Origin of the sequence: uncultured Acidovorax sp. (genome assembly GCF_964021665.1) — a bacterium.
Lineage (GTDB): Bacteria > Pseudomonadota > Gammaproteobacteria > Burkholderiales > Burkholderiaceae_C > Acidovorax > Acidovorax temperans.
In genome coordinates, this window is record NZ_CAXIAK010000029.1 from 1 (window position 1) to 25,852 (window position 25,852).

Here is a 25,852-nt window from a genome sequence, read left to right on the forward strand (position 1 = left end):
TGTGGCAATGGAATGCCATTGGCTCCGTAAATCCCGGGGGTTTACCCGTAGAACCATCCGTCACTGCGCATTTTCTACAACGCGCGTGCGCAGGACCTTCAATACGGGAGGGCAATGCCTCCGAATAATCAGTCGCTGCTCACCACAACCGAAGGAGACATGCATGGGTACTTCACCCCAATCCGATTTTCTGCGCGCGCTGTACCAGTCCTGGTCAGACCGCATGGCCGCCAACCCCGCGATGACCCTCGCCGACCTGCGCAGCCTGTTCGACGAGTGGCATCAACCCACGCTCGAGCCTGAAGGCGTGACCTACAAGTCGGACGTGCTCGCCGGCGTGGAAGCCATCTGGGCCCTGCCCCATGGCGCAGACACCAAGAAGGTCATCCTGTACACGCACGGCGGCGGCTTTGCCGTGGGCTCGGCCGCCAGCCATCGCAAGCTGGCCGGTCACCTGGCCAAGCATCTGGGCGCGACCGCGGTGGTGATCGACTACCGCCGGGCGCCCGAGCATCCGTATCCGGCCCAGATCGAGGATTCGACGGCTGTCTACAAAGAACTGCTGGCGCGTGGCTTCAAAGCAGCCGACATCGTCACCAGCGGCGACTCGGCGGGCGGCAACCTGGCCATCTCCACGGTGCTGAAGCTGCGCCAGGACGGCGTGGCGCTGCCGGGCGCGGTGATTGCCTTTTCGCCCTGGCTCGACATGGAGCATGTCGGCAAGACGCTGCAGACCAACGCGGCCACCGACGCCCTGGTCAGCAAGGCCGTTCTGGAGGGCATGTCGGGCATGTTCCTGGGCGAGAAGGGCTCACGCACCGACCCGCTGGCCAATCCGCTGAAGGCCGACTACACGGGCTTTCCGCGCCTGTACATCAACGCCGGCAGTGCCGAAACCCTGCTGGACAACGCGCAAGACCTGGAGCGCATCGCCAAGGCGGCGGGCGTGAACGTCACGCTATCGGTGGTGGACGGCATGCAGCACGTCTTCCCGTTCCTGGCGGGTCGCGCCCCCGAGGCCGACGACGAGCTGCGGCGCATTGCCCAGTGGTTCAAGGGCGCCTGAGCTCCAGTTAGCCAAGACCCCGAGGCCGAGGAGCCTTGGGGAAATTTTCCTCATTGCAACAACGCAGGCCACTACGTCGCCGCCAGGCGCAGCTGTGGCCGCAACTTAGAGAGACTCACCATGAAAAACACCAAACATCTGGACGCAATCGTCATCGGCGCCGGCTTTGGCGGCATGTACATGCTGAAAAAGCTGCGCGACGAGCAGGGCCTGAAAGTGCGCGTCTTCGACAAGGCCGGCGGCGTGGGCGGCACCTGGTACTGGAACCGCTACCCCGGCGCGCTGTCGGACACCGAGACCTTTGTTTACTGCTATTCGTGGGATAAAGAGCTGCTGCAGGAGATGCACATCACCACGCGCTATGTGACGCAGCCGCAAATCCTGTCGTATCTGGAGCATGTGGCCGACCGCTACAACCTGCGCCCCGACATTCAGCTGAACACCGGCGTCACGGCCGCGCACTTCAACGAAACCACCAACCTGTGGGAAGTGAAAACCGACACCGGCGAGGCCTACACCGCCAAGTTTTTGGTGACCGCGCTGGGCCTGCTGTCGGCCACCAACGTCCCCAAGATCAAGGGCCTGGACACCTTCCAGGGCGAGTGGCTGCACACCGGCAACTGGCCCGAAGGCGTGCAATACGACGGCAAGCGCGTGGGCGTGATTGGCACGGGCTCCACCGGCACCCAGGTCATCACCGCCATTGCGCCCAAGGTGGGCCATCTGACGGTGTTCCAACGCTCGCCCCAGTACAGCGTGCCCGTGGGCAACGGCCCGGTCACGCCCGAATACGTGGCAGAGGTGAAGAAGAACTACGACGAGATCTGGGAGCAGGTGAAGGGCTCGGTGGTGGCCTTTGGCTTCAAGGAGAGCACCGTGTCGGCCATGAGCGTGTCGGAAGAAGAGCGCCAGGCCGTGTTCCAGAAAGCCTGGGACAACGGCGGCGGTTTCCGCTTCATGTTCGAAACCTTCTGCGACATCGCCACCGATGAGCGCGCCAACAAGGCGGCGCAAGACTTCATCCGCGGCAAGATTGCCGAAATCGTCAAGGACCCCGAGACGGCGCGCAAGCTCATGCCGCAAGACCTGTACGCCAAGCGCCCTTTGTGCGACAGCGGCTACTACGCCACCTACAACCGGCCCAATGTCGATCTGGTCGATGTCAAGGCCAACCCGATTGTCGAAATCACCCCCAAGGGCGTGAAAACCACCGATGGCGTGGAGCACGAACTGGACATGCTGATTTTTGCCACCGGCTTTGATGCGGTGGATGGCAACTACACCAAGATCGACATCCGTGGCCGCAATGGCCTGACGATTCAAGAGCAATGGAAATCGGGCCCCAGCAGCTACATGGGCGTGGCCAATGCCAACTTCCCCAACATGTTCATGGTGCTGGGCCCCAACGTCCCGTTCACCAACCTGCCGCCGTCGATTGAGAGCCAGGTCGAGTGGATTGCCGCGCTGATCAAGGATGTGAACGCCAAGGATCTGAAAACCGTGGAAGCCACCACCGAGGCCGAAGCCGGTTGGACCAAAACCTGCCACGACATCGCCCACATGACGCTGTTCCCCAAGGCCGACTCCTGGATTTTTGGCGCCAACATCCCGGGCAAAACCAACACCGTGTATTTCTACATGGCCGGCCTCGGCGCTTACCGGCAAGAGCTGTCTGCAGTGCAAAACAAGGGCTACGAGGGTTTCGTATTCCAGTAAATGCGCATTTTTTAAAAAACCAACCAAGGAGACAACATGAAACGCGTAGAAAACAAAGTGATTTTGGTGACCGGCGGTGCCATGGGCATGGGCCGCTCGCACAGCGAGCTGCTGGCAGCGCAAGGCGCCTGGGTGTTCGTGGCCGACGTGAACGCAGCCGAAGGGCAAGCCACCGTGGACAGCATCCGCAAAAACGGTGGCAAGGCCGACTTTTTGCAGCTGGATGTGACACAAGAAGCCCAATGGAACGCCGCGCTGGCGCAAATCACAGAGCGTGCAGGCCGTCTGGATGTGCTGGTGAACAACGCCGGCATTCTGATCCTCAAGCCCATGCAAGACACGACCAACGACGAGTGGGATCGCGTCTTCGATGTGAACGTGCGCGGCCTGTTCATCGGCACCCGTGCGGCGGTGCCGCTGATGCAAAAGGCCGGCGGCGGCACCATCGTCAACGTGTCGTCGATTTACGGCCTGGTCGGTGCCCCCGGTGCCAGCGCCTATGAAGCCTCCAAGGGCGCGGTCCGCCTGTTCACCAAGTCTTGCGCCGTGGATCTGGCACCGTTCAATATCCGCGTCAACTCGGTGCACCCCGGCGTGATTGAGACCCAGATGACCAAGGCCATGCTGGACGACCCGGTCATCCGCCCGGCACTGCTCGGCCCCACGCTGCTCAAGCGCCCCGCGCAACCGATCGAGGTGTCACAGGCCGTGCTGTTCCTGGCCTCGGACGAATCATCGTTCGTGCATGGCGCAGAACTGGTCGTTGACGGCGGCTACACGGCCAATTGATCGTCAACCGCAACGCGCCGGACTCAAGCCGCGAGCGGGTAGTCCGGGGCGTCGCTGCAAGCACAAGACCCCCATCAGGAGACAAACCAATGAAGCAATTTTTCAAGCGACTGGCACCCCTGGCCACCGCACTGGCTGCCCTCGCGCAGGCCGGCACGGCCAGCGCCATCGAACTTGACGCCGGTGACTACACACCGCTGCCGGCCGGCACCACCGCGCTGGTGGTCTATGGCCAGCACACCACGCGCGACAAGCTATACAGCCAGGGCAACCGGCAGGCGATCAACCCGCAGCTGGACTCCACCGTGGGCATCTTGCGCGGTGTGCGCTTCATGGAAGTGGGCGGCCTCATCATCGACCCGCAGTTTCTGCTGCCCTTTGGCCGGCTCAGCGCCAAGGACGACATTGCGGGCCTGGGCTCGAAAAGCAGCGTGGGCGACCTGATCCTCGCGTCCGCAATCTGGTTCACCAAACCCGGTGACAAGAACCACTTCGCCATCACGCCTTACCTGTGGCTGCCGACCGGCTCGTATGACCGCAACCAGTCTTTGGGCCTGGGCGAAAACCGCTACAAGTTTGCGCTGCAGGCTGGCGGCATCGTGCAACTGGCGCCCGGCATCCACTGGGACTACGCCGGTGACGTGACGCTCTTTGGCAAGAACGACGACTTCAACAACGGCGCGGGCGGCAGAACCGAGATGAAGCAAAAGCCGCTGTACCAGCTGCAGACCCATTTGCGCTACCAGCTCAGCCCGACGCTGGACCTGCGCGCTGCCCTGTTCCACACCTTCGGTGGCGAGACCAAGGTGGGCGGCGTGGACCAGAACAACCGCCAGTCCACCACCAAGTTCAACGTGGGCACCGCGTGGTTCATGCAGCCCGACCTGCAGTTGATCGCCACCTATGGCCGCGACATCCATGTGCGCGAAGGCTTCAAGGCCAACAACCAGATCAACCTGCGCCTGCTGAAGCTGTATTGATCGCGCAGGCGGCCGCCGGGCACCGACGGCCGCCTGAAGAATTGGATGGCTCAGTTATAGCAAGCTGCCATTAGGCGATGGCCGCTGCGATGTAGCGTCTGCCATTTTTTGAAATCCAGATACTCAAGGAAACACACACCATGCGCTGTTATTGCGTGATGCACCATTCAAAGCCGCTTGAACTCGTCGAGCGTGAGACTCCGCAGCCCGTGGAAACCGAGGTGCTTGTGCGGGTGAAGGCCGCTGGCCTTTGCCACACGGACCTGCACATCTGGGAGGGCTTTTACGACCTGGGAGGCGGCAAGCGGCTGAACCTGGCGGACCGGGGCATCAAGCCGCCCATCATCCTCAGCCACGAAATCTGTGGCGAGGTGGTATCGGCCGGTGCGGACGCTGGTGAGGTCAAGGTGGGTGGCCGCTTCCTGATCCATCCCTGGATCGGTTGCGGTGAATGCCCCACCTGCCTGCGCGGCGACGAGAATCTCTGCCTGAAGGGCCGCGCCCTTGGCGTGGCACGCCCCGGTGGTTTTGCCGACTACGTGATCGTTCCCCACCCGCGCTACCTGGTCAACATCGACGGCCTGGACGAGGCCGAGGCAGCGCCTCTGGCCTGCGCGGGCGTGACGACCTACAGCGCCATCAAGAAGCTGGGCGACGGCATCCACCATGAGCCCGTCGTCATCATCGGTGCCGGCGGCCTGGGCCTGATGGCCATCGAGGTGCTCAAGGCCCTGGGAGGCAAAGGCGCCATCGTGGTGGACATCGACCCTGCCAAGCGCGAAGCCGCATTGGCCGCTGGCGCGCTGTCGGTGATCGACGGCAAGGCGGCCGATGCGGCCAGCCAGATCATCGCGGCGACCGAAGGCGGTGCCGGCCAGATTCTGGACCTGGTGGGCTCGGCCCCGACTGTCTCGCTGGCGATGCAAAGTGCCCGCCGCGGCGGACACATCGTCATCTGCGGGCTTATGGGTGGTGACCTGACCATCTCGCTGGCGACCATCCCGCTGCGCCCGCTGTGCATCGAGGGCAGCTACGTCGGCACCCTGTCCGAACTGCGAGAGCTGGTGGAACTGGTCAAGCGCAGCGGCATGAAGTCGATTCCGGTGTCGCGCCGCCCGATGGCCCAGGTGAACCAGGCCATTGACGACCTGCACCACGGCAAGGTGATCGGGCGTGCCGTACTGATCCCATGACTGATCCCATGAGTTTCTGAAAGAGCACACCATGTATCCCCAACTCAGCCTCTACATTGACGGACAAATGCTGCGCGGCGAAGGCCGCCGCGAGCAGGATGTACTGAACCCCGCCAACAACCAGGTGATCGGCCAGCTGCCGCATGCCACCCAGGCCGACCTGGACATGGCGCTGGCAGCGGCACAGCGCGCCTTCGCGTCGTGGCGCAGCAGCACGGCGATGCAGCGCGCGCAGGTGCTGAAAGCCGTCGCAGGATTGATTCGCGAACGTGCGCCGCAAATCGGCCGCAATCTCACCCTGGAGCAGGGCAAGCCCCTGGCCGAGGGCGTGGGCGAAGTGGCGGTCTGCGCCGAGCACGCCGAGTGGCATGCCGAGGAATGCCGGCGCATCTATGGCCGCCTCATTCCACCCCGCGATGCCAGCGTGCAGCAGACGGTGCTGCGTGAACCCATCGGCGTGTGCGTGGCCTTCTCGCCCTGGAACTTCCCGTTCAGCCAAGCCTTTCGCAAGGTGGTCGCGGCCATTGGCGCGGGGTGCACTGTCATCCTCAAAGGTTCCAGCGACACACCGGCCTCGGTGCTGGCAATTGCCCAGCTGTTTCATGACGCCGGCTTGCCGCCGGGCGTGCTGAATGTGGTGTCGGGCGATTCCGGAATGATCTCGGACTACCTGATCCGCTCTCCCATCGTGCGTAAGATTTCCTTCACGGGCTCCACACCTGTGGGGCAGCAGCTGGCAGCGCTGGCCGGTGCGAACATGAAGCGCAGCACCATGGAGCTGGGCGGCCACGCGCCCGTGATCGTGTGTGACGATGCGGACATCGACCGCGCGGCAGACGTGCTGTCGGGCTTCAAGTTCCGCAACGCGGGACAGGTGTGCATCTCCCCCACGCGCTTTTATGTGCAGGACGGCGTGTATGACCGTTTCGTCGAACGATTTGCGCAGCGGGCACAGGCACTGGCGGTCGGAGACGGGCTGGTTGAAACCAACCGCATGGGGCCGTTGGCGCAACCGCGCCGCGTCGCTGCCATGGAGGGTTTCGTGGAAGACGCCCGCCAGCGCGGCGCCAAGATCGTAACGGGCGGCCATCGGCTGCAAGGCGACGGCAACTTCTTCGCCCCCACGGTGCTGGCCGACCTGCCCGACGACTCGCGCTTCATGACCGAAGAGCCCTTCGGCCCGATGGCCGGCATGGTGCGATTCAAGACCGTGGAAGAAGTGCTTTCGCGCGCCAACAGCCTGCCCTTTGGCCTGGCGTCGTATGCCTTCACCACGTCACTGAAGAACGCGCACCAGATCTCGCGCGGGCTGGAAGCCGGCATGGTGTCCATCAACCACATCGGGCTTGCGCTGGCCGAGACACCGTTTGGCGGCATCAAGGAAAGCGGCTATGGCAGCGAGGGCGGCAGTGAAACCTTCGACGGCTACCTGACCACCAAGTTCGTGTCGCAACTCAATTAAGGCGCAAAGACTGCCAATCCACAAAAATGGGCAGTCTCACTGAAGCGCAGGCTGCCATTGCCCGCCAGCAGCACCCCATGGCGGCGCGGGCGTGTCGCGAACGGGCAGCTGACATTGGTACTCGTCAATTATTGATATTGCACGGTTTATTGCTGAGACATAACCCCGTTCAACCTGTGCTTGTCGAAGGGCTCAGCCCGAACGGGGTTGGCGAATAAATCCCGCCGGATCAACAGATCGCCCCCAGGCCCCGCTTGGCGCGTGCCACATGGATGAGGACCCTGACCTCGTCCATCGTCGGGTTTGACCAGCAGGCCGCTCAGTTGATGAAATTTTCGGTCGCGCGCAGCGCCGCCGCGTTCACCGTGCTGCGGTACTCCACGGGCGTTTGCTTGAAAGCCCGCTTGAAGTGGCGCACCAGATGGCTCTGGTCGGAGAAGCCGCAGTCCATGGCAATGCACTTCAGCGGCACAGCCACCGGACGGCTGAGCAGGCGCCGGGCGCGCTCCAGGCGCTGGCGCAAAACATAGGCGTGCGGTGCGCAGCCAAACTCTGCATGGAACTTGCGGATCAGCCCGGACACACTCACGCCCGCCTCGCGCGCCATCTCATCGAGCTTGAGGTTGCGATCCAGGTTGTCCTCGACATACTGCACAAGGCGCCGCCGCTGCCAATCTGCCATGCGGCCGGCCAGCGGCACCTCGCGCACGCCGGCCTTGGCATAGCGGCGAAGCAGATGAACGCAAAGCTGATTCACCAGCGACGACCGGTACAGCCCGCCGCCAAGCCCGCCGCTTTCCAACTCGGACTCGAAGGCGGACATTAGGCCGGGCAGGATGTCGTCCTGGGCACGCACGCAGTCTTCCATGCCCACATCACTCACGCTTCGCTCAAAAACTTCTTCGGCGACACGGCACAGCTCGGTGTGCGCCAGGTAGATGTGCGTGACGTCAATCGGGCGGTCCCACTTCCACTGAGACGACTCGCCGCGCGTCAGCAGCGAACACACGCCCCGCCCCACCCGCTCGCTGCGCCAAGCGCCACCTGCGCGCCGGCTCATGACCGCGTCATCGCACTTGTAACGCACGAGCATGTAGTCGCGCATGGAGGGAATTTCAACGTCAAGGGACGTGTACTGATAGCCCTTGAGCGTCACCTGATCCCAACCGACCGGCACGCTGTCAAGCGTCAGCTGGCCGGGTATCCAGCGGGGAACTTCATCAGGCGCAACAAGTTGACTCATAAACAGCAACTCCGGCAGGCCCATATGCAGGCCAAAGGTTTGATTTTCATCAAAGCAACCGGCGCCTACATCGGGGTTAACCCCATTTGCGGACTGCGCTCTGAGAACGAGCAAGATTGGACGTGGCCTTCATGCGGTCGAGCGGCGCGCACCCTTGGCATCTCCTCTGCGCGACACAGCGCGACGAAGCTGCGTTGTCAACTTGAAGCCGCCCGTTGGCAGGCCGTTCCACCCCCGACTGTGGAAGGCTGGCGTCCGGCCTGCGCAGGGCGTGTTCGCTTCAACCCGTCGTCAGCAACTACAACACTTCAAACACGCCCGCAGCGCCCATGCCGCCACCAATGCACATGGTCACGCACACGCGCTTGGCACCACGGCGCTTGCCTTCAATGAGGGCGTGGCCCGTGAGACGCTGGCCCGACACGCCATAGGGGTGGCCCAGGGCAATGGCGCCGCCGTTCACGTTCAGGCGGTCGGCCGGAATGCCCAGCTTGTCGCGGCAGTACAGCACCTGCACGGCAAAGGCTTCGTTCAGCTCCCACAGGTCGATGTCCTGCACCGTAAGGCCCAGCTTCTTCAGCACCTTGGGCACGGCAAACACAGGGCCAATGCCCATTTCGTCAGGCTCGCAACCGGCCACCGCAAAGCCGAGGAAGCGGCCCAGGGGCTTGAGGCCCTTCTTGCTGGCGTACTCTTCGCTGGTGACCACGCAGGCACCGGCGCCATCAGAGAACTGGCTGGCATTGCCGGCCGATATCAGGCCACCGGGCAGCGCCGAGCGCAGGCCGCTAATGGCCTCCACCGTCGTGCCTTCACGCGTGCCTTCGTCCTTGCTCACCGTGACTTGCTTGGTGATCAGGCCCAGCGTCTTGTCGGCCACACCGGCCGTCACGGTGATGGGGGCGATTTCGGCATCGAACAGGCCAGCGGCCTGGGCTGCGCAGGCCTTTTGCTGGCTGGCGGCGCCATATTCGTCCATGGCTTCGCGGCCGATGTTATAGCGCTTGGCCACTTGCTCGGCGGTCTGCAGCATGCTCCAGTAGATCTCGGGCTTTTGCTTGGCCAAGGCCAGGTCCTGGATCATGTGCAGGTTCATCTCTTGCTGCACGCAGGAGATGCTTTCGACGCCACCGGCCACGAACACATCGGCCTCGCCAGCGATGATGCGTTGCGCTGCCATGGCAATGGTCTGCAGGCCCGACGAGCAAAAGCGGTTGACGGTAACGCCCGATGCCGTGATGGGCAGGCCCGCTTTCAGTGCGATCTGGCGCGCGATGTTGCTGCCCGTAGCGCCCTCAGGCGTGGCGCAACCCATGATGACGTCGTCCACGTCAGCGCCGTCGATGCCCGCGCGCAGCACAGCGTGCTGCACGGCGTGGCCCCCCAGGGTGGCGCCGTGAGTCATGTTGAAAGAGCCCTTCCAGCTTTTGGCAAGCGGCGTGCGGGCGGTGGAAACAATCACTGCGGATGTCATGTGAATTCCTTTATTCGGTAATGCGGTGCAAGCGGCTGCTTACTGGAAGGCCTTGCCTTCAGCGGCCAGCTTGACCAGGAGCGGTGCGGGCGCCCAGGCGCTGGCGTCGTCCATGGGGTTCTGGGCAAAGCGGTTCATGGCTTGCACCACGTTGAACAGGCCGACTTCGCTGGCGTAGTGCATGGGGCCACCACGGTGGATGGGGAAGCCGTAGCCCGTCAGGTACACCATGTCGATGTCGCCGGACTTGCTGGCAATGCCCTCTTCCAGAATCTTGGCGCCTTCGTTGACCAGCGCGAACACCAGGCGCTGCACGATTTCCTCGTCCGACACTTTGCGGGGGGGAACGCTCAGCGTCTTGCGGTGTTCTTCAATCATCTTGTTGACCACATCGCTCGGAATCGCGTCGCGCTTGCCGGCCTGGTAGTCGTACCAGCCTGCGCCGGTCTTCTGACCGAAGCGGCCCATTTCGCACAACAGGTCTGCCGTCTTGCTGTACTTCATGTCGGGCTGTTCCACCGCACGGCGCTTGCGAATCGCCCAGCCAATGTCGTTGCCCGCCAGGTCACCCATGCGGAAGGGGCCCATGGCAAAGCCAAACTTCTCGATGGCCTTGTCCACCTGCTGGGGCGTGCAGCCTTCGTCCAGCAGGAAGCCGGCTTGCTGGCTGTAGCGCTCGATCATGCGATTGCCGATGAAGCCATCGCACACGCCCGAGACCACGGCGGTCTTCTTGATCTTCTTGGCCACGGCCATCACGGTCGCCAACACATCCTTGGCAGTTTCCTTGCCACGCACCACTTCCAGCAGCTTCATCACGTTGGCGGGGCTGAAGAAGTGCATGCCCACCACGTCCTGCGGGCGCTTGGTGAACGCAGCGATCTTGTCCACATCGAGTGTGGACGTGTTGGAAGCCAGAATGGCGCCGGGCTTGGCCACAGCGTCGAGCTGCTTGAACACAGCTTCTTTCACGCCCATCTCTTCAAACACGGCTTCGATGATGAGGTCGCAGTCTTTGAGGTCGTCATAGCTCAGCGTGGTGCTCAGCAGCGCCATGCGCTGTGCGTACTTGTCTTCCTTGAGCTTGCCCTTCTTGACCTGGGCTTCGTAGTTCTTCTTGATCGTGGCCACGCCACGGTCCAGGGCTTCCTGCTTGGTTTCCAGAATGGTGACGGGAATACCTGCGTTCAGGAAGTTCATGCTGATGCCGCCACCCATGGTGCCCGCACCGATCACGCCCACTTTTTGAATGTCGCGCTTGGGGGTGTCAGAAGGCACGTCTGGAATCTTGCTGGCAGCACGCTCTGCAAAGAACAGGTGGCGCAGTGCGCGCGATTCAGACGTCCACATCAGGTTGATGAACAGCTCGCGCTCGTACGCCAGACCATCGGCAAACTTGCGCTTGGTGGCGGCTTCCACGGCGTCCACGCACTTGGCGGGCGCAGGGAAATTCTTGGCCATACCCTTGACCATGTTGCGCGCAAACTGGAAGTACGCGTCGCCTTCGGGGTGCTTGCAAGGCAGGTTGCGCACCAGGGGCAGTGGGCGCACATCGGCAACGCTGGCCGCAAAAGCCAAGGCTTCTTCAGCCAGGGCTTCGGGCGATGCAGCCATCTTGTCGAACAGCTTCTGGCCGGGCACCGCACCGATCATTTCGCTCTTGACGGGCTCGCCGCTCACGATCATGTTGAGCGCGGCCTCGACACCCACCACGCGGGGCAGGCGTTGCGTGCCGCCGGCACCGGGCAGGATGCCCAGCTTCACTTCGGGCAGGGCCACCTGGCAACCAGGGGCGCCCACGCGGTAGTGGCAGCCCAGGGCCAGTTCCAGCCCACCGCCCATGCACACCGTGTGAATGGCAGCCACCACGGGCTTGCCAGAGTTTTCCACCGCGTTGATGACGGAGTGCAGGTTGGGTTCCTGCATCGACTTGTCGGTACCGAATTCCTTGATGTCAGCCCCGCCGGAGAAGGCACCGCCAGCGCCCGTGATGACGATGGCCTTGACGGCAGCATCGGCATTGGCCCGCTGCAAACCGTCCACAATGCCTTGCCGGGTGGCAAGACCAAGCCCGTTGACGGGCGGGTTCGACATGGTGATCACGGCGATGGAGCCGTGGACTTTGTATTCAGCGGTCATGCTGTTGTCCCTTGCAAAGTAAAAAAGAACGGTCGTGCGATTTTATTGTAGTGGCTGAGGGTGACTTTGCCAGTGACAGAGCGTGTCTGTTTGTCCCGCTTGGGACAAAGCAAGGGAAACACCGCACTGCGGCGCCCCCATCCAAAAAAAAGCCCCTCGCAAGGGGCTTGGTTCGAGGGAGCGAAGCAGCCCTCTCAGCGGAAGGCCGCCTCTAGCGCATGCAACCCTACTTTGGGGTCCAGCATGCCGTTGTAGATGGCGGGGATCTCCCGCTCAATACCCAGCAGGTGGTACGTAGCCACCATCGCACAGCGCACCGAATATTCCACCGTGAACACCACGTCGTCTTCCATCTCAACAAACTGGCCAAGGAAGGCAAAGTTTTGCGAGCCCTCGGGCAACACCAGGGGCCGGTCGCCCGGTGCGCGGCAGGCAAACAGGGCCGAGGCATAGGGCATCATCACCGTGGTCACGTCGGTGGTGGCCAGCACATGCTCCAGCAGGTCGTCAAAGCCCATCTGGTGAATCAGTTCGGTGAGGATTTCACGGCCTGTGGCCTGCGACATGGGCTTGCGTACATAGTCGCCCTCGTTGTCCACTTGAAAGCCATAGCCCCACAAGGTGTAAGTGCCATCGGCCTGGCCATGAAAATGCGGCTGGTGCGGCACCACCACCGACAGGTGCCAGCCAGATTCGTACCAGGTCATCAGGGCGCCCGTGCCAGGCTTGTTGCCCGAGTATTCGGTGATGCGCTGCAGCAGCCGGTCGTCGCGCATGGTGAGGGTGAACGACTCCCACTTGTGCTCGTCCACATTGCCGCAGAACGCTGCAGGGCGGCCAAAGTCAGGGGCCTTCTGCGCGATCTTTTCCCACAGCGTCCAGCCATGGTCCTCGCGGCCACGCACCAGGGCAGGAACGTCGTCGTTGCCGCCGTAGCGCGCGTCCGAGGTGATGGAGCCCAGGGTAAAGAAGGCGAGGTCGTCTGCCCCCAGGTCCAGCGTGGTATCCACGGCGACCCCACCCTGCACCGCTTGCACCTGCAGCGCCGTGGCGCGGCGTGTGCCGTCGCTCTGGGTGGCAAAAGTGGCGTCGGTCACGCGGTGGCCAAAGCGCACGTCCACGCCCTGCTCAATCAGCCAGCGCTGCAGCGGCACGACCATCGAGTCGTACTGGTTGTACTTGGTGCGCTTGACGCCCGCCAGGGTGTGGATGCGCGAGAACTCTTGCACAAAGCGCAGGAAGTAGCGGCGCAGCTCAATGGCGCTGTGCCACTTCTGGAAGGCAAAGGTGGTGCGCCACATGCGCCAAAAATGGGTCTGGAAAAACGCTTCATCAAAGAACTCGTCGATGCGACGGCTGCCGATATGCGCCTCGGTCAGGGCCAACAGGCGCAGCATCTGCACGCGGTGCCCCATCGACAGGCCCAGCTTCTCGGCATCAGCAATGACGTGCTGTGCATCTATCAGGCGCGCCTGGGCATGGGTGTGCACGTGGGCGTTGAATTGGCGGCACTCTTCGCGCACAGAAACCGTGGGGTCTTCCAGCGACGGGATGCTCTCAAACAAGTCCCACAGACACAGGTAGGTTTCGTCGGTCAGCATGCGGCCACCGCGTGTCACCCAGGTCTGAGGGGCGGGCGCGTTGGGCGCGGCGCCCCCGTCGAGCGAGCCGCCAGGCATGCCCGTTTCTTCCAGAATGTGGATATGGCTGGCGGGCACCTTGCCATCGCGAATGGCAAAGGCGGCCACAGACATGCCTGCGATGCCGCCCCCCACGATCCACAGCTGGGCGGTTTGGGGGTTGGCGGGAGATGAGTTTTTGGTGTGCTTTTTCATTTGTTTCTGACGTCCCTTGGGTAAGTTGAACATCCGCAAAGCACTAGAGGGGCTGCAGAGCGATCAAGCAGGTGATCACGCCCTGTGGCTGCGTGGCCTGCGGGTGCCCAGTCGCCCGTTGGCAAAAAACCTAACGCTGGCGACAGAAGATTTATACACCTACCCGCAGTCTCCCCCGTGACGTCACAGCGCCAAAGAAACAAGTTCCCGACACAGATCAAGACAAAAGCACGCATCACAAAAAAAGCCCCGGCAGCGATGCCGAGGCTTGAAGTCACTCGCAGTGACAAATCGATGAAGCGAGAAGGAATGGCTGATCTACGCCAGGGGATCACCCCCGGCGTTCAAACCTCCAGCCACTCCTTGCGGATGTAGTTGTCGGCCCGCAGGCTGTCGGGCGTTCCCTGGAACACGATGGCACCATGGCCCATGACCAGGGCCCGGTCAGAAATGGTCATGGCGATGGTGAGCTTTTGCTCGATGAGCAGCACGGAGATTCCCCGGGCCTTGAGGGCCTGCAGATACTCGCCCACCAGCTCAACGATCTTGGGCGCGAGGCCCTCCGTCGGCTCGTCAATGATGATGAGGTCGGGGTCTCCCATCAGGGTGCGGCACAGCGTGAGCATCTGCTGCTCGCCCCCCGACATCACGCCCGCTTCTGTGTGCTGGCGCTCCTTGAGGCGCGGGAACATCTGGTACATGTCGTCAAACGACCAACGGCTATTTTTGCCATTGCCCTTTTGCCCCAGCATCAAGTTTTGGTGCACCGTCAGGTTGGGGAACACATCGCGGCTTTCGGGCACATAGCCCAGGCCCAGATGGGCAATCTCATAGGCCTTCTTGCCGTGGAGCTCCTGCCCTTTCCAGTGGATGGAGCCTTCCCAGTCCACCATTCCCATGATGGCCTTGGCGGTAGTGGAGCGGCCCGAACCGTTGCGCCCGAGCAGCGCCACGATTTCACCGGGTTGCACATCGAAGCTCACGCCATGCAACACATGGCTTTTGCCGTAGTAGGCGTGGAGGTTGTCAATTTTCAGCATAGGTCAGTGTCCCGCTCCCTGCGCATCTGCCACGGCAGAGCCGAGGTAGGCCTCTTGCACGCGCTGGTTGGCGCGCACGTTGGCAGGCGTATCGAATGCAATCACCTCGCCGTACACCACCACGGCGATCTTGTCGGCCAAGCCAAACACCACGCCCATGTCGTGCTCCACGGTCAGCAGTGTGCGGCCCACGGTCACTTCCTTGATGAGGTGGATGAAACGTGTGGTTTCGCTCTTGCTCATGCCGGCGGTGGGCTCGTCCAGCAAGATCACGTTAGCACCGCCTGCGATGGTGATGCCGATTTCCAGCGCACGCTGTTCGGCATAGGTCAAATTCATGGCCAGGGTGTCACGCTTCTTGTCGAGCTTGATCATCTCCATCAGCTCTTTGGCGCGCTCGTTGGCATCGTCCAGGTTCGAGAGAAAGCGCAGGAAGGTGTACTTGTAGCCCATGCTCCACAGCACGCTGCAGCGCAGGTTCTCAAACACCGACAGCTTGGGGAAGATGTTGGTGATCTGGAAGCTGCGCGACAGGCCCCTGCGGTTGATCTCGTACGGGGCCATGCCGTTGATGCGCTGGCCGTTCAAGATCACGTCGCCGCTGGTGGGTGCAAAGCGCCCGCTGATGAGATTGAACAGCGTGGACTTGCCCGCGCCATTGGGGCCAATGATGGCCACCCGCTCACCAGGGGCCACCGCCAGGTTGGCGCCGCGGATGATTTCTGTCTTGCCAAAACTCTTGCGCAAGTCGCGCAGTTCCAGCGCGTAGGTTGCGTTGTCAGCCGCCATGGTTACAAAGCCTCCCCGCGCTTGATTTCATGCTCGATCTCTTCCTGTATGGAACTCCACTGCCTGGCAAACTGCCGCCGGCACAGCTCAAACAACCCGCCACCCGTGAGCAGCACAAAGCCCGCACCAAACCAGCTGGTCAGGCTCTTGGCGTTGATGGTGGCACCCAGGAAGTTCATCTCGGGCCCCACGGCTGCGTTGAGTTGGAGGTGGTAGGTCATCTCCACCATGCAGGCTGCACCCAGCACACCCACCAGGCCCGTGCCAGCCAAGCCCAGGTACGAAACCCACAAGGGGCGCAGCTTGCCGTACTTGGCCAGGCGCAGGTTCATCATGATCAGGCTGGCAATGCCGCCAGGCGCGTACATCACCATGAACAGGAACACCAGCCCCAGGTACAAGAGCCAGGCCTTGGACAGCTCGGACAACAGCACCGAAGCCAGCACCAGCAGCACCGCACCAATGATGGGCCCAAAGAAGAACGTGGCCCCGCCCAGGAAGGTGAACAGCAGGTAGCCCCCGGAACGCAACACGCTCAGGCTGTCGGCCCCGGTGATGATTTCAAAGTTGATGGTGGCCAAGCCGCCGCCAATGCCCGCAAAAAAGCCCGCGATGATGAACGCAAAGTAGCGCACGCGCTGGGTGTTGTAGCCAATGAACTCCACACGCTCGGGGTTGTCGCGCACCGCATTCAAAATGCGGCCCAGCGGGGTGCCCGTGAACGCAAACATGGCTGCAGTGCACACAAAGCAGTACGCAGCGATCAGGTAATACACCTGGATGGCCGGGCCGAAGGTGATGCCAAAGAAGGGCGTGCCGTACACGCGGTCGGTAGTGATGCCGCCCTCGCCCCCAAAGAACTCTGGGAACATCAGCGCCATGGCGGCCACCAGCTCGCCCACACCCAGCGTGATCATGGCGAAGGTGGTGCCAGACTTCTTGGTGGTCACAAAGCCCAACAAGATGGCAAAGAACGCCCCAGCCAGGCCGCCCACCAGAGGAATGAGCACCAACGGAACACCCGCCGAGCCCTTGGTGGCCATGTTCATGGCGTGGATGGCGATGAAGGAGCCCAGCCCGGTGTACACCGCGTGCCCGAAGCTGAGCATGCCCCCCTGCCCCAGCAGCATGTTGTAAGACAGGCAGATGATGATGAGGTAGCCGATTTGCGAAAGCATGGTCAGCGCCAGGCTGCTGCGAAACAGCATGGGCGCCACGATGAGAGCAATCGCAAACAGCGACCAGATCACGAAGCGCCCAATGTTCCAGGGCTTGAAGCGGTAGTACGACACAGGGCCTGCGGCCGATGATGTGGTGGATGCATTCATGGGGTCAGTCCTCCCGGGTACCCAGCAGGCCCTTGGGGCGGAAGATCAGGATCAGAACCAGGAACAGGTACGGCAAGATGGGCGCGACCTGCGAGATGGTGAGCTTGAGCAAGGGGTAGCCAAAAGTCTGCTCGGTGACGGCCACACCGATCATCTTGAACGCGTGGATCAGCGAGTAGTCCAGCGCCACCGCAAAGGTCTGCACGATGCCGATGAGCAGCGAGGCGAGAAACGCCCCGGCCAGCGAACCCATGCCGCCCACGACCACCACCACAAAGATGATGGAGCCCACCGAGGCAGCCATGGCAGGCTCGGTCACGTAGGTGTTGCCACCAATCACGCCAGCCAAGCCGGCCAGTGCGGCACCGCCGCCGAACACCATCATGAACACCCGCGGCACGTTGTGGCCCAGGGCTTCCACCATCTCAGGGTATTTGAGCGCGGCCTGAATCACCAGCCCGATGCGGGTACGGGTGAGAAGCAGCCACACCGACAGCAGCATCAACAGCGCCACCAGCATCACGAAAGAGCGCGACTTGGGGAACTGCGTGCCATACAGCGTGAACAGCGGGCCCTGCAGTTGCTCGGGCAGGCCATAAGGCACGGTGGAACGGCCCCACACCAGCTGTACCACTTCCAGAATCAGGTACGACAGGCCAAAGGTGACCAGCAACTCTGGCACGTGGCCGAACTTGTGCACCCTGCGCAGGCAGTAGCGCTCAAACCCGGCACCCAGCGCAAACACGACCAGCGGGGCCAAGACAAGCGCTGGCCAGAAACCCACGACCCCTGAGATGGTGTACGCAAAGTAGGCACCCAACATGTAGAAGCTGGTGTGCGCAAAGTTGAGCACACCCATCATGCTGAAGATCAGCGTGAGGCCTGAGCTCAGCATGAACAGCAGCAGCCCGTAGCTGACGCCGTTCAGCAAAGAGATCACGAAAAACTCAAGATTCATGGGAATTTTTCAATGCTGGGTAAAAAAAAGGCCCGAGTACGTCGGGCCTCGAAGCTAAGCGGCCGAACTCAAGGGCGCTTCATCTGGCACGACGTGGGCGTGCTGGCCACATAGGGCTCGTAGTACTTCACGGGCACGAAGGTGTGGCCGGTGTTCTCCGAGTCGATGGGGTACTTGCCGCCGGCCTTTTCCCACTTGGAGATGAACAGGCCTTGCTGGAGCTGGTGGTCCGTCTTGCGCATTTCCACTTCACCGTTGAAGCTGTTGAACTTCATACCTTCCATCACAGCCGCCACCTTGACGGGGTCGGTGGACTTGGCCTTCACAAACGCTTCGGAAAGCATGGTGTAGGCATGGTAGACGGAGCCGGTGTACATGTCGTCGTTGAACTTTTGCTTGTAGTCACGCACGATCTGGTTCAGCGGCCCGGGCAGATTCATGTGGGCATAGGCCACCATGTACACGCGGCCTGCAGCGGCGGCGCCCATGGCGGTGGGGCTGCCCGAGACGGAGCCGTAGTAGGTGTAGAAGTTGACGTTGTTCAGGCCAGCATCGTTGGCGGCCTTGATCAGCAAAGCCAGGTCAGAGCCCCAGTTGCCGGTGATCACACTGTCTGCGCCCGAAGCCTTGATCTTGGCGATGTAGGGGGCAAAGTCACGCACCTGTGCCAGTGGGTGCAGGTCGTCACCTACGAACTGCACATCAGGGCGCTTGCGGGCCATCATCTCTTTGGCGTACTTGGACACCTGTTGGCCGTGCGAATAGTTCTGGTTGATCAGGTAGACCTTTTTGACCTCGGGCAGGTCCTTCATGTAGGTCGTGAGAGCTTCCATCTTCATGGAAGTGTCGGCATCCAGGCGGAAGTGCCAGTAGCTGCACTTGCTGTTGGTGAGGTCTGGGTCCACCGCAGCGTAATTCAGGAAGAGTACTTCCTTGCCGGGGTTGCGGGCGTTGTGCTTTTCCAGCGCGTCCATGATGGCAAGAGCCGGTCCTGAACCATTGCCTTGCACCACATAGCGTGCACCCTGGTCCATGGCAGAGCGCAACGCACTCGTGGTCTCTTGGGGGCTGAGCTTGTTGTCGATGCCGATGATTTCAAATTTGACGCCGGCAGGGTTCTTTTTGTTGAACTCTTCTGCCAGGAACTGGAAACTCTTAAGCTGGTTGGTTCCCACGGCTGCCATCAAGCCCGAGAGAGGGTCAAGCCAGGCAATTTTGACGGTCTGCCCCTGTTGGGCAAAAACTGCGCTAGCGCTCATCAAAAGGACGGATGCCGCTACGGTCTTGATAGCAAATTTCATGGTTTTGTCTCCTTGTGAATCAGACAGGGCTCAGCGTACCTTGTTGCAATCCCTGATCCCTCAGGGATTGCCCCTAGCAGCTATCGCACACGCGACTGACCAAGGAAAAACCCCATGTCACGCAAGCTTCAAAGTCCTGGCAGACGGTAGTCCTTGAGCAGCTCGCGCAGCTTGGTCTTGAGCATCTTGCCGGTGGCACCGATCGGGATGGCATCCACAAACACCACGTCATCGGGGATCTGCCACTTGGCTGTCTTGCCTTCGTAGAACGCGAGCAGTTCCTCTCGGGTCACCTCGGTGCCGGGGCGCTTGACCACCGCCACGATGGGGCGCTCGTCCCACTTGGGGTGGGGCATGCCCACGCAGGCTGCCATCTGGATGGAGGGGTGCGCCATGGCGATGTTTTCGATGTCGATGGAGCTGATCCACTCGCCGCCGGACTTGATCACATCCTTGCTGCGGTCAGTGATCTGCATGAAGCCATCGGCATCAATCGTGGCGACGTCACCCGTGGGGAACCAGCCCCGGCCACGCGAATCCTTGATAAGCGGGTCACCGCCCTCGCCCTTGAAATAGCTGCCCACAATCCACGGGCCCTTGACCAGCAAATCGCCGTAGGTCTTGCCATCCCAAGGCAGTTCTTCCCCATCGCCGCCCACGATCTTCATGTCCACGCCATAAATGGCGCGGCCCTGCTTTTGCACGATCTTCATCTGCTCGTCCTTGGGCAGGGAAAGGTGCTTATTCTTCAGGGTGCACAGCGTGCCCAGAGGGCTCATCTCGGTCATACCCCAGGCGTGCAGCACCGTGACGCCATAGCCTTCCTGAAAGGCCGTGATCATGGCCGGCGGGCAGGCCGAGCCACCAATCACCGTGCGCTTGAGCGACGAGAACGTCAGCCCCGCTGGCTTCATGTGGCCCAGCAGCATCTGCCACACGGTGGGCACGCCTGCGGCGTAGGTCACCTGCTCGGCTTCGATCAGTTCGTACACCGACTTGCCATCAAGCGCGGGACCTGGGAAGACCAGCTTGCAGCCCGTCAGCGCCGCAGAATATGGAATCCCCCATGCGTTGACGTGGAACATGGGCACCACGGGCAGCACCGAGTCGCGCGCCGACAGGCACATCACATCGGGCAGCGCCGCTGCATAGGCGTGCAGTGTGGTGGAGCGGTGGCTGTACAGCGCCGCCTTGGGGTTGCCTGTGGTGCCGCTGGTGTAGCACATGCTCGATGCAGAGTTTTCATCAAACTCGGGCCAGCTGTAATCCGCCGATTGCGCGCCAATCCAGGCCTCGTAGCTCAGCAACCCTGGAATGCCCGAATCAGCAGGCAGCTTGTCGGCATCGCACAGTGCCACCCATTGCTTCACGGTGGGACACTTGGCGTGCACCGCCTGCACCAGCGGCAGGAAGGTCATGTCAAAGCACAGCACCTGGTCTTCGGCGTGGTTGACGATCCAGGCAATCTGGCCAGGGTGCAAGCGGGGGTTGATGGTGTGCAGCACGCGGCCCGAGCCACTCACGCCAAAGTACATCTCCATGTGGCGGTAGCCATTCCAGGCCAGGGTCGCCACACGGTCGCTGAATTGCAACTGCTGGGCATCCAGTGCGTTGGCCAGCCGGCGGGCGCGGGCCGCCAGGTCGCGGTAGGTGTAACGGTGGATATCGCCTTCCACCCGGCGAGAGACGATTTCTGCATCACCGTGGTGGCGCTCGGCAAACTCGATCATCGACGAAATAAGCAGCGGTTGGCTCTGCATCAAACCCAGCATGTTGGCTCCTAAGATGTTGTGGTGGATAAAGCAGCCATCGTACTGCGCGCAGACCCTCCGTTGTGTCGCAAAGGGGCTCGTGAAATCCCTTGCTGTACGCCCAGCCATCACCCTTGGCATGGCCCCGGAAAATGGGGGAATTTGACGGCTGCGAGACAATGCCGCATGCGTTTTTCCACCCCCAGCCCCTCTGCGCCTTCTCTGTCTTTGCCATGGCAAAAAGGCTTTGCCGCGCTGGGAAGCGACTTCTACACCGAGCTGCGCCCCACTCCCTTGCCATCCCCCCACTGGGTGGGAACCAGCCATTCGGTGGCGCAGCTGCTGGGGCTGCCCGAGGGGTGGCATCAAAGTGAAGAAGCCCTGCAGGCGCTCACAGGCAACCAGGTGCTGGCAGGCTCTACCCCGCTGGCCAGCGTGTACAGCGGCCACCAGTTCGGCGTATGGGCGGGTCAGCTGGGCGACGGCAGGGCCATTTTGCTGGGCGAGCTGGCTGGCGGGCACGAAATCCAACTCAAGGGCGCTGGCCGCACGCCCTATTCCCGCATGGGCGATGGGCGGGCTGTTCTGCGCTCCAGCATCCGCGAATTCTTGTGCAGCGAGGCCATGCACGGCTTGGGCATTCCCACATCGCGGGCTCTGTGCATCACGGGCTCGCCTGGGCTGGTGCGGCGTGAGGAGCTGGAAACCGCCGCCGTCGTCACCCGCGTGGCCCCGAGCTTTGTGCGCTTTGGCCACTTTGAGCACTTTGCGGCCAACGACCAGGAAGAGCAGCTGCGCACCCTGGCCGACTACGTCATCGACCGCTATTACCCCGAATGCCGCAGCCCCGAGGCCACCAGCCCCTGGGGCGGCAACCCCTACGCAGCACTGCTGCACAGCGTGAGTGAGCGCACCGCACAGCTCATGGCCCAGTGGCAGGCCGTAGGTTTTTGCCACGGGGTGATGAACACCGACAACATGAGCATCCTGGGCCTCACGCTGGACTATGGGCCGTTTCAGTTTCTCGATGCGTTCGTTCCCGGCCACATCTGCAACCACAGCGACCACCATGGCCGCTACGCCTACAACCGCCAGCCCAACATTGCGTACTGGAACCTGTTTTGCCTGGCGCAGGCGCTGCTGCCACTGATCGAAGACCAGGACACCGCACTGGCCGCGCTGGAGTCGTACAAGACGGTATTCCCCGACGCTTTCATGGCGCAGATGCGCAAAAAACTGGGGTTGACGCAGGCACAGGCGCCCAGCGAAGCGCTGGTGGAACCACTGCTGCAGTTGCTGGCTCAAAACGCCGTGGACTACACCATTTTTTGGCGCCGCCTGTCCCATGCCGTGGCCGAGGGGCAGTTTGAACCCGTTCGTGACCTGTTTGCCGACCGAGCGGCTTTCGACGCCTGGCTGCTATCATATTCAGAGCTGCTTGCGCTTGAGGATAAAGCGCTAGCAGCCGATTTGATGCTCAATAGCAACCCTAAGTTCGTGCTGCGCAATCACCTGGGTGAACAAGCCATACGCGCAGCCAAGGGCGGTGATTTCTCGGAACTCGCCACCCTGCAGCGCCTGCTGGAGCGCCCTTTTGACGAGCACCCTGGCCATGAGGCGTATGCCGACTTTCCGCCCGACTGGGCATCCTCCATCTCCATCAGTTGCTCATCATGAACTTTCCGATCCAAAAATCTGAAGCCGAATGGCAAGAAATCCTGCGCAGCAAGGGTGCAGAGCCCGTGGCACTGCAAGTCACGCGCCACGCGGCCACCGAACGCCCCTTCACCGGCAAATACGAAGCCCACTGGGCTGATGGCAGCTACCACTGCATTTGCTGCGGCTCCAAGCTGTTTGACTCTGACACCAAGTTTGACGCGGGCTGCGGCTGGCCCAGCTTTGCACAGGCCCTTCCTGGCGCCATTCACGAAGTGGTGGACCGCAGCCACGGCATGGTGCGCACCGAGACAGTGTGTGCACAATGCGGGGCTCACCTGGGCCATGTTTTCGAAGACGGCCCCGCGCCCACTGGGCTGCGCTATTGCATGAACTCCGCGTCACTGGACTTTGAACCCGACGCCTCCTGACAAGCCGCACCTGCGTGCGGCCTCGCCCCATGAAAATATTGATCGACTTTTTCCCCATTCTGCTGTTTTTTGGCGCGTACAAGATGTTCAACATCTACACCGCCACAGGCGTGCTGATGGCCGCCACCGTGCTGCAGATGGGACTGATCTACGCCATTGACCGCAAACTGCAGGCCATGCACAAGATCACTCTGGTGCTGATCCTGCTTTTTGGCACGCTCACCCTGGTGTTGCAAGACGACCGCTTCATCAAGTGGAAGCCCACCGTGCTGTACGGCGCCATGGCCCTGGCCCTGGCCATCGCGGTATGGGGCATGAAAAAAAACATCCTGCAAATGCTGCTGGGCAGCCAACTAACCCTGCCCGACGGTGTTTGGATGCGCCTGAACCAGGCATGGATTGCCTATTGCGCCTTCATGTCGGCGGTCAACGCCTATGTGGTGATGAACTTCAGCACCGAGTTCTGGGTCGACTTCAAACTGTGGGGCTATGCCTTCCCCCTCGTGTTCCTCGTGGGTCAAGGTCTCTACATCGCGCCCCACATCAAGGGCGACGAACCCGCCCGTTGAGAATCCGCTCTACCTACTCCCACCATGTCCTCGATTGCAGAACAAATGCACCGCCAGCTGGCGCAGACCCTGTCCACCACCGCCCTGGAGGTGATCGACGAAAGCGCCGCGCATGCAGGCCACGCGGGCTCCAACGGAACCGACTTTGGCACCCACTTTCGGGTGCGCATCGCGTCACCTTTCTTTACAGGCAAGTCGCGCGTGGCCCAGCATCGCCTTGTGTATGATGCGTTGCAGGAATTTATTGACCAGGGCGTCCACGCACTCGCCATTGAAATTCTCTGAGGCGGTCTGCAGTTTTTGGTGATGACCGGCGCTCAGCCGCAAACAATTTCTCATTTTTGGATTTCGCATGAAGAAACAGCTCCTGTCCGGCCTCGTGGCCGCTGCCGTGCTGGGCACGATGACCCTGCCCGCTTCCGCTCAGAACATCGCCATCGTCAACGGCAAGGCCGTTCCCAAGGAGCGCGCTGAAGTGCTGCGCCAGCAAGTGGAACGCTCCGGTCGCCCCGTGACCCCGGACGTCGAAGGCCAAATCAAGGAAGAAGTGATTGCCCGCGAAATCTTCATGCAGGAAGCGCAAAAGCGTGGCCTGGAAGGCTCGGCAGACTTCAAGGCGCAAATGGAACTGGCGCGCCAGACCATCCTGATCCGCGAGTTGTTCACCGACTACCAAAAGAACAACCCCGTGACCGACGCTGAAATCCAGGCTGAATACGACAAGTTCGTGGCAGCCAACGGTGGCAAGGAATACAAGGCCAGCCACATCCTGGTCGAAAAAGAAGCTGACGCCAAGGCCATCATCGCTTCGCTGAAGAAGGGCGCCAAGTTTGAAGACCTGGCCAAGAAGCAATCCAAGGACCCCGGCTCTGCCGCCAAGGGTGGTGACCTGGACTGGGCCAATCCAGCCAGCTACGTGAACGAGTTCACCGAAGCCCTGTTGAAGCTCGAAAAGGGCAAGATCACTGAAACGCCCGTGAAGAGCCAATTTGGCTGGCACGTGATCCGCCTGGTGGATGTGCGCCAAGCAGAGTTGCCCAAGCTGGAAGACGTGAAGCCCCAAGTGGCTCAGCAATTGCAACAGCAAAAGCTGGTGAAGTTCCAGGAAGACCTGCGCGCCAAGGCAAAGGTAGAGTAAAAAGCATTGCTCCCCAACGGAGCGCTTTGCTCAAAAACGCGGCCAAGGCCGCGTTTTTTTATGGGCACGCCGCTCGCACGCGAGATTTCAAGAGATCAAGATTCGCCGTGTGGATCTTGCAATAGCCCCGCATCGTTTCGCTTCGTCATTGCAACAAACAAAGCGATTTGTCCAAGACTTGTGCATGGCGTGCTCAACGCCCAGCAAACCACAACCACGCCATCAGCCCCCCGATCAATACGGGTTGGTGCAGCATGTAGTAGCTCAGGCTCCACCGCCCCAACACGGCCAAAGGCACAAACAGCCCCACCATAGGCCGCTGCATCCAATGCAGGCGCCGGGCCAGCACCCATTGCCCGCAAGCCAAACCCCACCACATTACGCCCAGCCAAGGGAACACTGGCACGTAGTCCTGAGTGAATGGTTTGCGACTGACCAAGCCCAGCCAGTTCAAAGGACGGCCATTCAGCCAAGGCGCCAAAGACTCCCAGCCGTGGCTCAACGCATACGCAGCTAGCGTGGGCAGACCTAGGGCAATACCACCAGCCAACCACAGCCAGGGGCCCCATCCGGCCGTCAGGCGGGCTACGATCAACATCACAGCCATGCCATGCAGCACACCAAAGTGAATAAAGCTGGTTGGGAACATGGCATATGAGCCCGCACTGACCAACACGGCACACCCAGCGATTTGCGTCCAGCGCTTCCAAAAACGCGTCCAGTCTTGCCCATGATGTACTGCCACAGCTGGTGAAACGCCTGCGCAGAACAGGAAGAGGCTAACGATGGCCGTACGCTGAAGCGTCCAGAAAGGGTCTATACGAAAGTTTTGGTTCCACAGCCCAAAATGGGCCAGATCAAAACCAAAGTGGAACGCCGTCATCCATACCATGGCTGCGCCGCGCAGGGCATCAATGGCTGCGTAACGGGGTGATCCTTGGGACAAGATAGGCGAGTGTGGGGACATGCGACAAACAAGAGCGGACGAGTTCAG

General features: G+C 61.6%; 22 protein-coding genes. 11 read left to right on the forward strand and 11 right to left on the reverse strand.

All coding sequences use genetic code 11. The annotated features are described in order from the left end of the window. Nucleotides 1–163 precede the first annotated feature (163 nt). The 6 genes from AADJ04_RS08405 (at nucleotide 164) to AADJ04_RS08430 (ending at nucleotide 7,206) form a co-directional block, all read left to right on the forward strand. Complete coding sequence (locus AADJ04_RS08405) at nucleotides 164–1,066, forward strand: alpha/beta hydrolase (RefSeq protein ID WP_067399857.1); 903 nt, start codon at nucleotides 164–166, stop codon at nucleotides 1,064–1,066. Nucleotides 1,067–1,186: 120 nt separating this feature from the next. Next, nucleotides 1,187–2,782, forward strand: a complete 1,596-nt coding sequence (locus AADJ04_RS08410; protein ID WP_341239339.1) for an NAD(P)/FAD-dependent oxidoreductase — start codon at nucleotides 1,187–1,189, stop codon at nucleotides 2,780–2,782. Nucleotides 2,783–2,818: 36 nt separating this feature from the next. Further along, on the forward strand, nucleotides 2,819–3,571 hold the full coding sequence (locus tag AADJ04_RS08415; protein ID WP_067399863.1) for a glucose 1-dehydrogenase: 753 nt from the start codon (nucleotides 2,819–2,821) through the stop codon (nucleotides 3,569–3,571). 89 nt (nucleotides 3,572–3,660) lie between these two features. Continuing rightward, complete coding sequence (locus tag AADJ04_RS08420) at nucleotides 3,661–4,551, forward strand: transporter (protein WP_067399865.1); 891 nt, start codon at nucleotides 3,661–3,663, stop codon at nucleotides 4,549–4,551. A gap of 140 nt (nucleotides 4,552–4,691) precedes the next feature. Then, nucleotides 4,692–5,744 carry an alcohol dehydrogenase gene (locus AADJ04_RS08425; protein ID WP_067399868.1) on the forward strand — a complete coding sequence of 351 codons (1,053 nt, stop codon included), beginning with the start codon at nucleotides 4,692–4,694 and terminating at the stop codon, nucleotides 5,742–5,744. 31 nt (nucleotides 5,745–5,775) lie between these two features. After that, nucleotides 5,776–7,206, forward strand: coding sequence for an NAD-dependent succinate-semialdehyde dehydrogenase (locus AADJ04_RS08430; RefSeq protein ID WP_067399871.1), 1,431 nt, complete (start codon nucleotides 5,776–5,778; stop codon nucleotides 7,204–7,206). A 319-nt stretch (nucleotides 7,207–7,525) separates the two neighbouring features. Here the strand turns inward: AADJ04_RS08430 and AADJ04_RS08435 are convergent, their stop codons facing one another. The 10 genes from AADJ04_RS08435 to AADJ04_RS08480 form a co-directional block, all read right to left on the reverse strand. Continuing rightward, nucleotides 7,526–8,563 (reverse strand): AraC family transcriptional regulator, encoded by a 1,038-nt coding sequence (locus tag AADJ04_RS08435; protein ID WP_233146004.1) that lies wholly within the window; start codon nucleotides 8,561–8,563, stop codon nucleotides 7,526–7,528. Between the two features lie 184 nt (nucleotides 8,564–8,747). Further along, entirely contained in the window at nucleotides 8,748–9,923 is a 1,176-nt protein-coding gene (locus tag AADJ04_RS08440) for an acetyl-CoA C-acyltransferase (RefSeq protein WP_044398446.1), read from the reverse strand. A 39-nt stretch (nucleotides 9,924–9,962) separates the two neighbouring features. Beyond that, nucleotides 9,963–12,062, reverse strand: coding sequence for a 3-hydroxyacyl-CoA dehydrogenase NAD-binding domain-containing protein (locus AADJ04_RS08445; protein WP_341239340.1), 2,100 nt, complete (start codon nucleotides 12,060–12,062; stop codon nucleotides 9,963–9,965). Between the two features lie 194 nt (nucleotides 12,063–12,256). Continuing rightward, on the reverse strand, nucleotides 12,257–13,897 hold the full coding sequence (locus AADJ04_RS08450; RefSeq protein WP_341239341.1) for an oleate hydratase: 1,641 nt from the start codon (nucleotides 13,895–13,897) through the stop codon (nucleotides 12,257–12,259). Nucleotides 13,898–14,241: 344 nt separating this feature from the next. After that, entirely contained in the window at nucleotides 14,242–14,937 is a 696-nt protein-coding gene (locus AADJ04_RS08455) for an ABC transporter ATP-binding protein (RefSeq protein WP_341239342.1), read from the reverse strand. A 3-nt stretch (nucleotides 14,938–14,940) separates the two neighbouring features. Then, on the reverse strand, nucleotides 14,941–15,726 hold the full coding sequence (locus AADJ04_RS08460; protein WP_044398437.1) for an ABC transporter ATP-binding protein: 786 nt from the start codon (nucleotides 15,724–15,726) through the stop codon (nucleotides 14,941–14,943). A gap of 2 nt (nucleotides 15,727–15,728) precedes the next feature. Beyond that, nucleotides 15,729–17,054 carry a branched-chain amino acid ABC transporter permease gene (locus tag AADJ04_RS08465; protein ID WP_341239343.1) on the reverse strand — a complete coding sequence of 442 codons (1,326 nt, stop codon included), beginning with the start codon at nucleotides 17,052–17,054 and terminating at the stop codon, nucleotides 15,729–15,731. 4 nt (nucleotides 17,055–17,058) lie between these two features. Next, on the reverse strand, nucleotides 17,059–18,012 hold the full coding sequence (locus AADJ04_RS08470) for a branched-chain amino acid ABC transporter permease (RefSeq protein ID WP_341239344.1): 954 nt from the start codon (nucleotides 18,010–18,012) through the stop codon (nucleotides 17,059–17,061). Between the two features lie 68 nt (nucleotides 18,013–18,080). Next, entirely contained in the window at nucleotides 18,081–19,313 is a 1,233-nt protein-coding gene (locus AADJ04_RS08475; protein WP_341239345.1) for a branched-chain amino acid ABC transporter substrate-binding protein, read from the reverse strand. Nucleotides 19,314–19,441: 128 nt separating this feature from the next. Next, nucleotides 19,442–21,085 (reverse strand): 3-(methylthio)propionyl-CoA ligase, encoded by a 1,644-nt coding sequence (locus AADJ04_RS08480; RefSeq protein ID WP_341239346.1) that lies wholly within the window; start codon nucleotides 21,083–21,085, stop codon nucleotides 19,442–19,444. A 165-nt stretch (nucleotides 21,086–21,250) separates the two neighbouring features. Between AADJ04_RS08480 and AADJ04_RS08485 the strand changes: the two genes are divergently transcribed. The 5 genes from AADJ04_RS08485 (at nucleotide 21,251) to AADJ04_RS08505 (ending at nucleotide 24,858) form a co-directional block, all read left to right on the forward strand. Beyond that, nucleotides 21,251–22,741, forward strand: coding sequence for a YdiU family protein (locus tag AADJ04_RS08485; RefSeq protein WP_341239347.1), 1,491 nt, complete (start codon nucleotides 21,251–21,253; stop codon nucleotides 22,739–22,741). Next, nucleotides 22,738–23,151, forward strand: coding sequence for a peptide-methionine (R)-S-oxide reductase MsrB (msrB, locus tag AADJ04_RS08490; RefSeq protein WP_273623055.1), 414 nt, complete (start codon nucleotides 22,738–22,740; stop codon nucleotides 23,149–23,151). The genes AADJ04_RS08485 and msrB overlap by 4 nt, the downstream gene beginning before the upstream one ends. A 29-nt stretch (nucleotides 23,152–23,180) precedes the next feature. Then, on the forward strand, nucleotides 23,181–23,720 hold the full coding sequence (locus tag AADJ04_RS08495) for a septation protein A (protein ID WP_044398425.1): 540 nt from the start codon (nucleotides 23,181–23,183) through the stop codon (nucleotides 23,718–23,720). Between the two features lie 24 nt (nucleotides 23,721–23,744). Further along, nucleotides 23,745–24,005 carry a BolA family protein gene (locus AADJ04_RS08500; RefSeq protein WP_044398423.1) on the forward strand — a complete coding sequence of 87 codons (261 nt, stop codon included), beginning with the start codon at nucleotides 23,745–23,747 and terminating at the stop codon, nucleotides 24,003–24,005. 67 nt (nucleotides 24,006–24,072) lie between these two features. After that, nucleotides 24,073–24,858, forward strand: coding sequence for a peptidylprolyl isomerase (locus AADJ04_RS08505; protein WP_341239348.1), 786 nt, complete (start codon nucleotides 24,073–24,075; stop codon nucleotides 24,856–24,858). A gap of 193 nt (nucleotides 24,859–25,051) precedes the next feature. Here the strand turns inward: AADJ04_RS08505 and AADJ04_RS08510 are convergent, their stop codons facing one another. Then, nucleotides 25,052–25,825 carry a heparan-alpha-glucosaminide N-acetyltransferase gene (locus AADJ04_RS08510; protein WP_341239349.1) on the reverse strand — a complete coding sequence of 258 codons (774 nt, stop codon included), beginning with the start codon at nucleotides 25,823–25,825 and terminating at the stop codon, nucleotides 25,052–25,054. Nucleotides 25,826–25,852: the final 27 nt, after the last annotated feature.

Excerpts from the sequence above, each read along its gene's own strand:
- AADJ04_RS08405 (WP_067399857.1), top strand. The coding sequence starts at position 164 with ATGGGTACTTCACCCCAATCCGATTTTCTGCGCGCGCTGTACCAGTCC.
- AADJ04_RS08410 (WP_341239339.1), top strand. The coding sequence starts at position 1,187 with ATGAAAAACACCAAACATCTGGACGCAATCGTCATCGGCGCCGGCTTT.
- AADJ04_RS08415 (WP_067399863.1), top strand. The coding sequence starts at position 2,819 with ATGAAACGCGTAGAAAACAAAGTGATTTTGGTGACCGGCGGTGCCATG.
- AADJ04_RS08420 (WP_067399865.1), top strand. The coding sequence starts at position 3,661 with ATGAAGCAATTTTTCAAGCGACTGGCACCCCTGGCCACCGCACTGGCT.
- AADJ04_RS08425 (WP_067399868.1), top strand. The coding sequence starts at position 4,692 with ATGCGCTGTTATTGCGTGATGCACCATTCAAAGCCGCTTGAACTCGTC.
- AADJ04_RS08430 (WP_067399871.1), top strand. The coding sequence starts at position 5,776 with ATGTATCCCCAACTCAGCCTCTACATTGACGGACAAATGCTGCGCGGC.
- AADJ04_RS08440 (WP_044398446.1), bottom strand. The coding sequence starts at position 9,923 with ATGACATCCGCAGTGATTGTTTCCACCGCCCGCACGCCGCTTGCCAAA.
- AADJ04_RS08445 (WP_341239340.1), bottom strand. The coding sequence starts at position 12,062 with ATGACCGCTGAATACAAAGTCCACGGCTCCATCGCCGTGATCACCATG.
- AADJ04_RS08450 (WP_341239341.1), bottom strand. The coding sequence starts at position 13,897 with ATGAAAAAGCACACCAAAAACTCATCTCCCGCCAACCCCCAAACCGCC.
- AADJ04_RS08455 (WP_341239342.1), bottom strand. The coding sequence starts at position 14,937 with ATGCTGAAAATTGACAACCTCCACGCCTACTACGGCAAAAGCCATGTG.
- AADJ04_RS08460 (WP_044398437.1), bottom strand. The coding sequence starts at position 15,726 with ATGGCGGCTGACAACGCAACCTACGCGCTGGAACTGCGCGACTTGCGC.
- AADJ04_RS08465 (WP_341239343.1), bottom strand. The coding sequence starts at position 17,054 with ATGAATGCATCCACCACATCATCGGCCGCAGGCCCTGTGTCGTACTAC.
- AADJ04_RS08470 (WP_341239344.1), bottom strand. The coding sequence starts at position 18,012 with ATGAATCTTGAGTTTTTCGTGATCTCTTTGCTGAACGGCGTCAGCTAC.
- AADJ04_RS08475 (WP_341239345.1), bottom strand. The coding sequence starts at position 19,313 with ATGAAATTTGCTATCAAGACCGTAGCGGCATCCGTCCTTTTGATGAGC.
- AADJ04_RS08480 (WP_341239346.1), bottom strand. The coding sequence starts at position 21,085 with ATGCTGGGTTTGATGCAGAGCCAACCGCTGCTTATTTCGTCGATGATC.
- AADJ04_RS08485 (WP_341239347.1), top strand. The coding sequence starts at position 21,251 with ATGCGTTTTTCCACCCCCAGCCCCTCTGCGCCTTCTCTGTCTTTGCCA.
- msrB (WP_273623055.1), top strand. The coding sequence starts at position 22,738 with ATGAACTTTCCGATCCAAAAATCTGAAGCCGAATGGCAAGAAATCCTG.
- AADJ04_RS08495 (WP_044398425.1), top strand. The coding sequence starts at position 23,181 with ATGAAAATATTGATCGACTTTTTCCCCATTCTGCTGTTTTTTGGCGCG.
- AADJ04_RS08500 (WP_044398423.1), top strand. The coding sequence starts at position 23,745 with ATGTCCTCGATTGCAGAACAAATGCACCGCCAGCTGGCGCAGACCCTG.
- AADJ04_RS08505 (WP_341239348.1), top strand. The coding sequence starts at position 24,073 with ATGAAGAAACAGCTCCTGTCCGGCCTCGTGGCCGCTGCCGTGCTGGGC.
- AADJ04_RS08510 (WP_341239349.1), bottom strand. The coding sequence starts at position 25,825 with ATGTCCCCACACTCGCCTATCTTGTCCCAAGGATCACCCCGTTACGCA.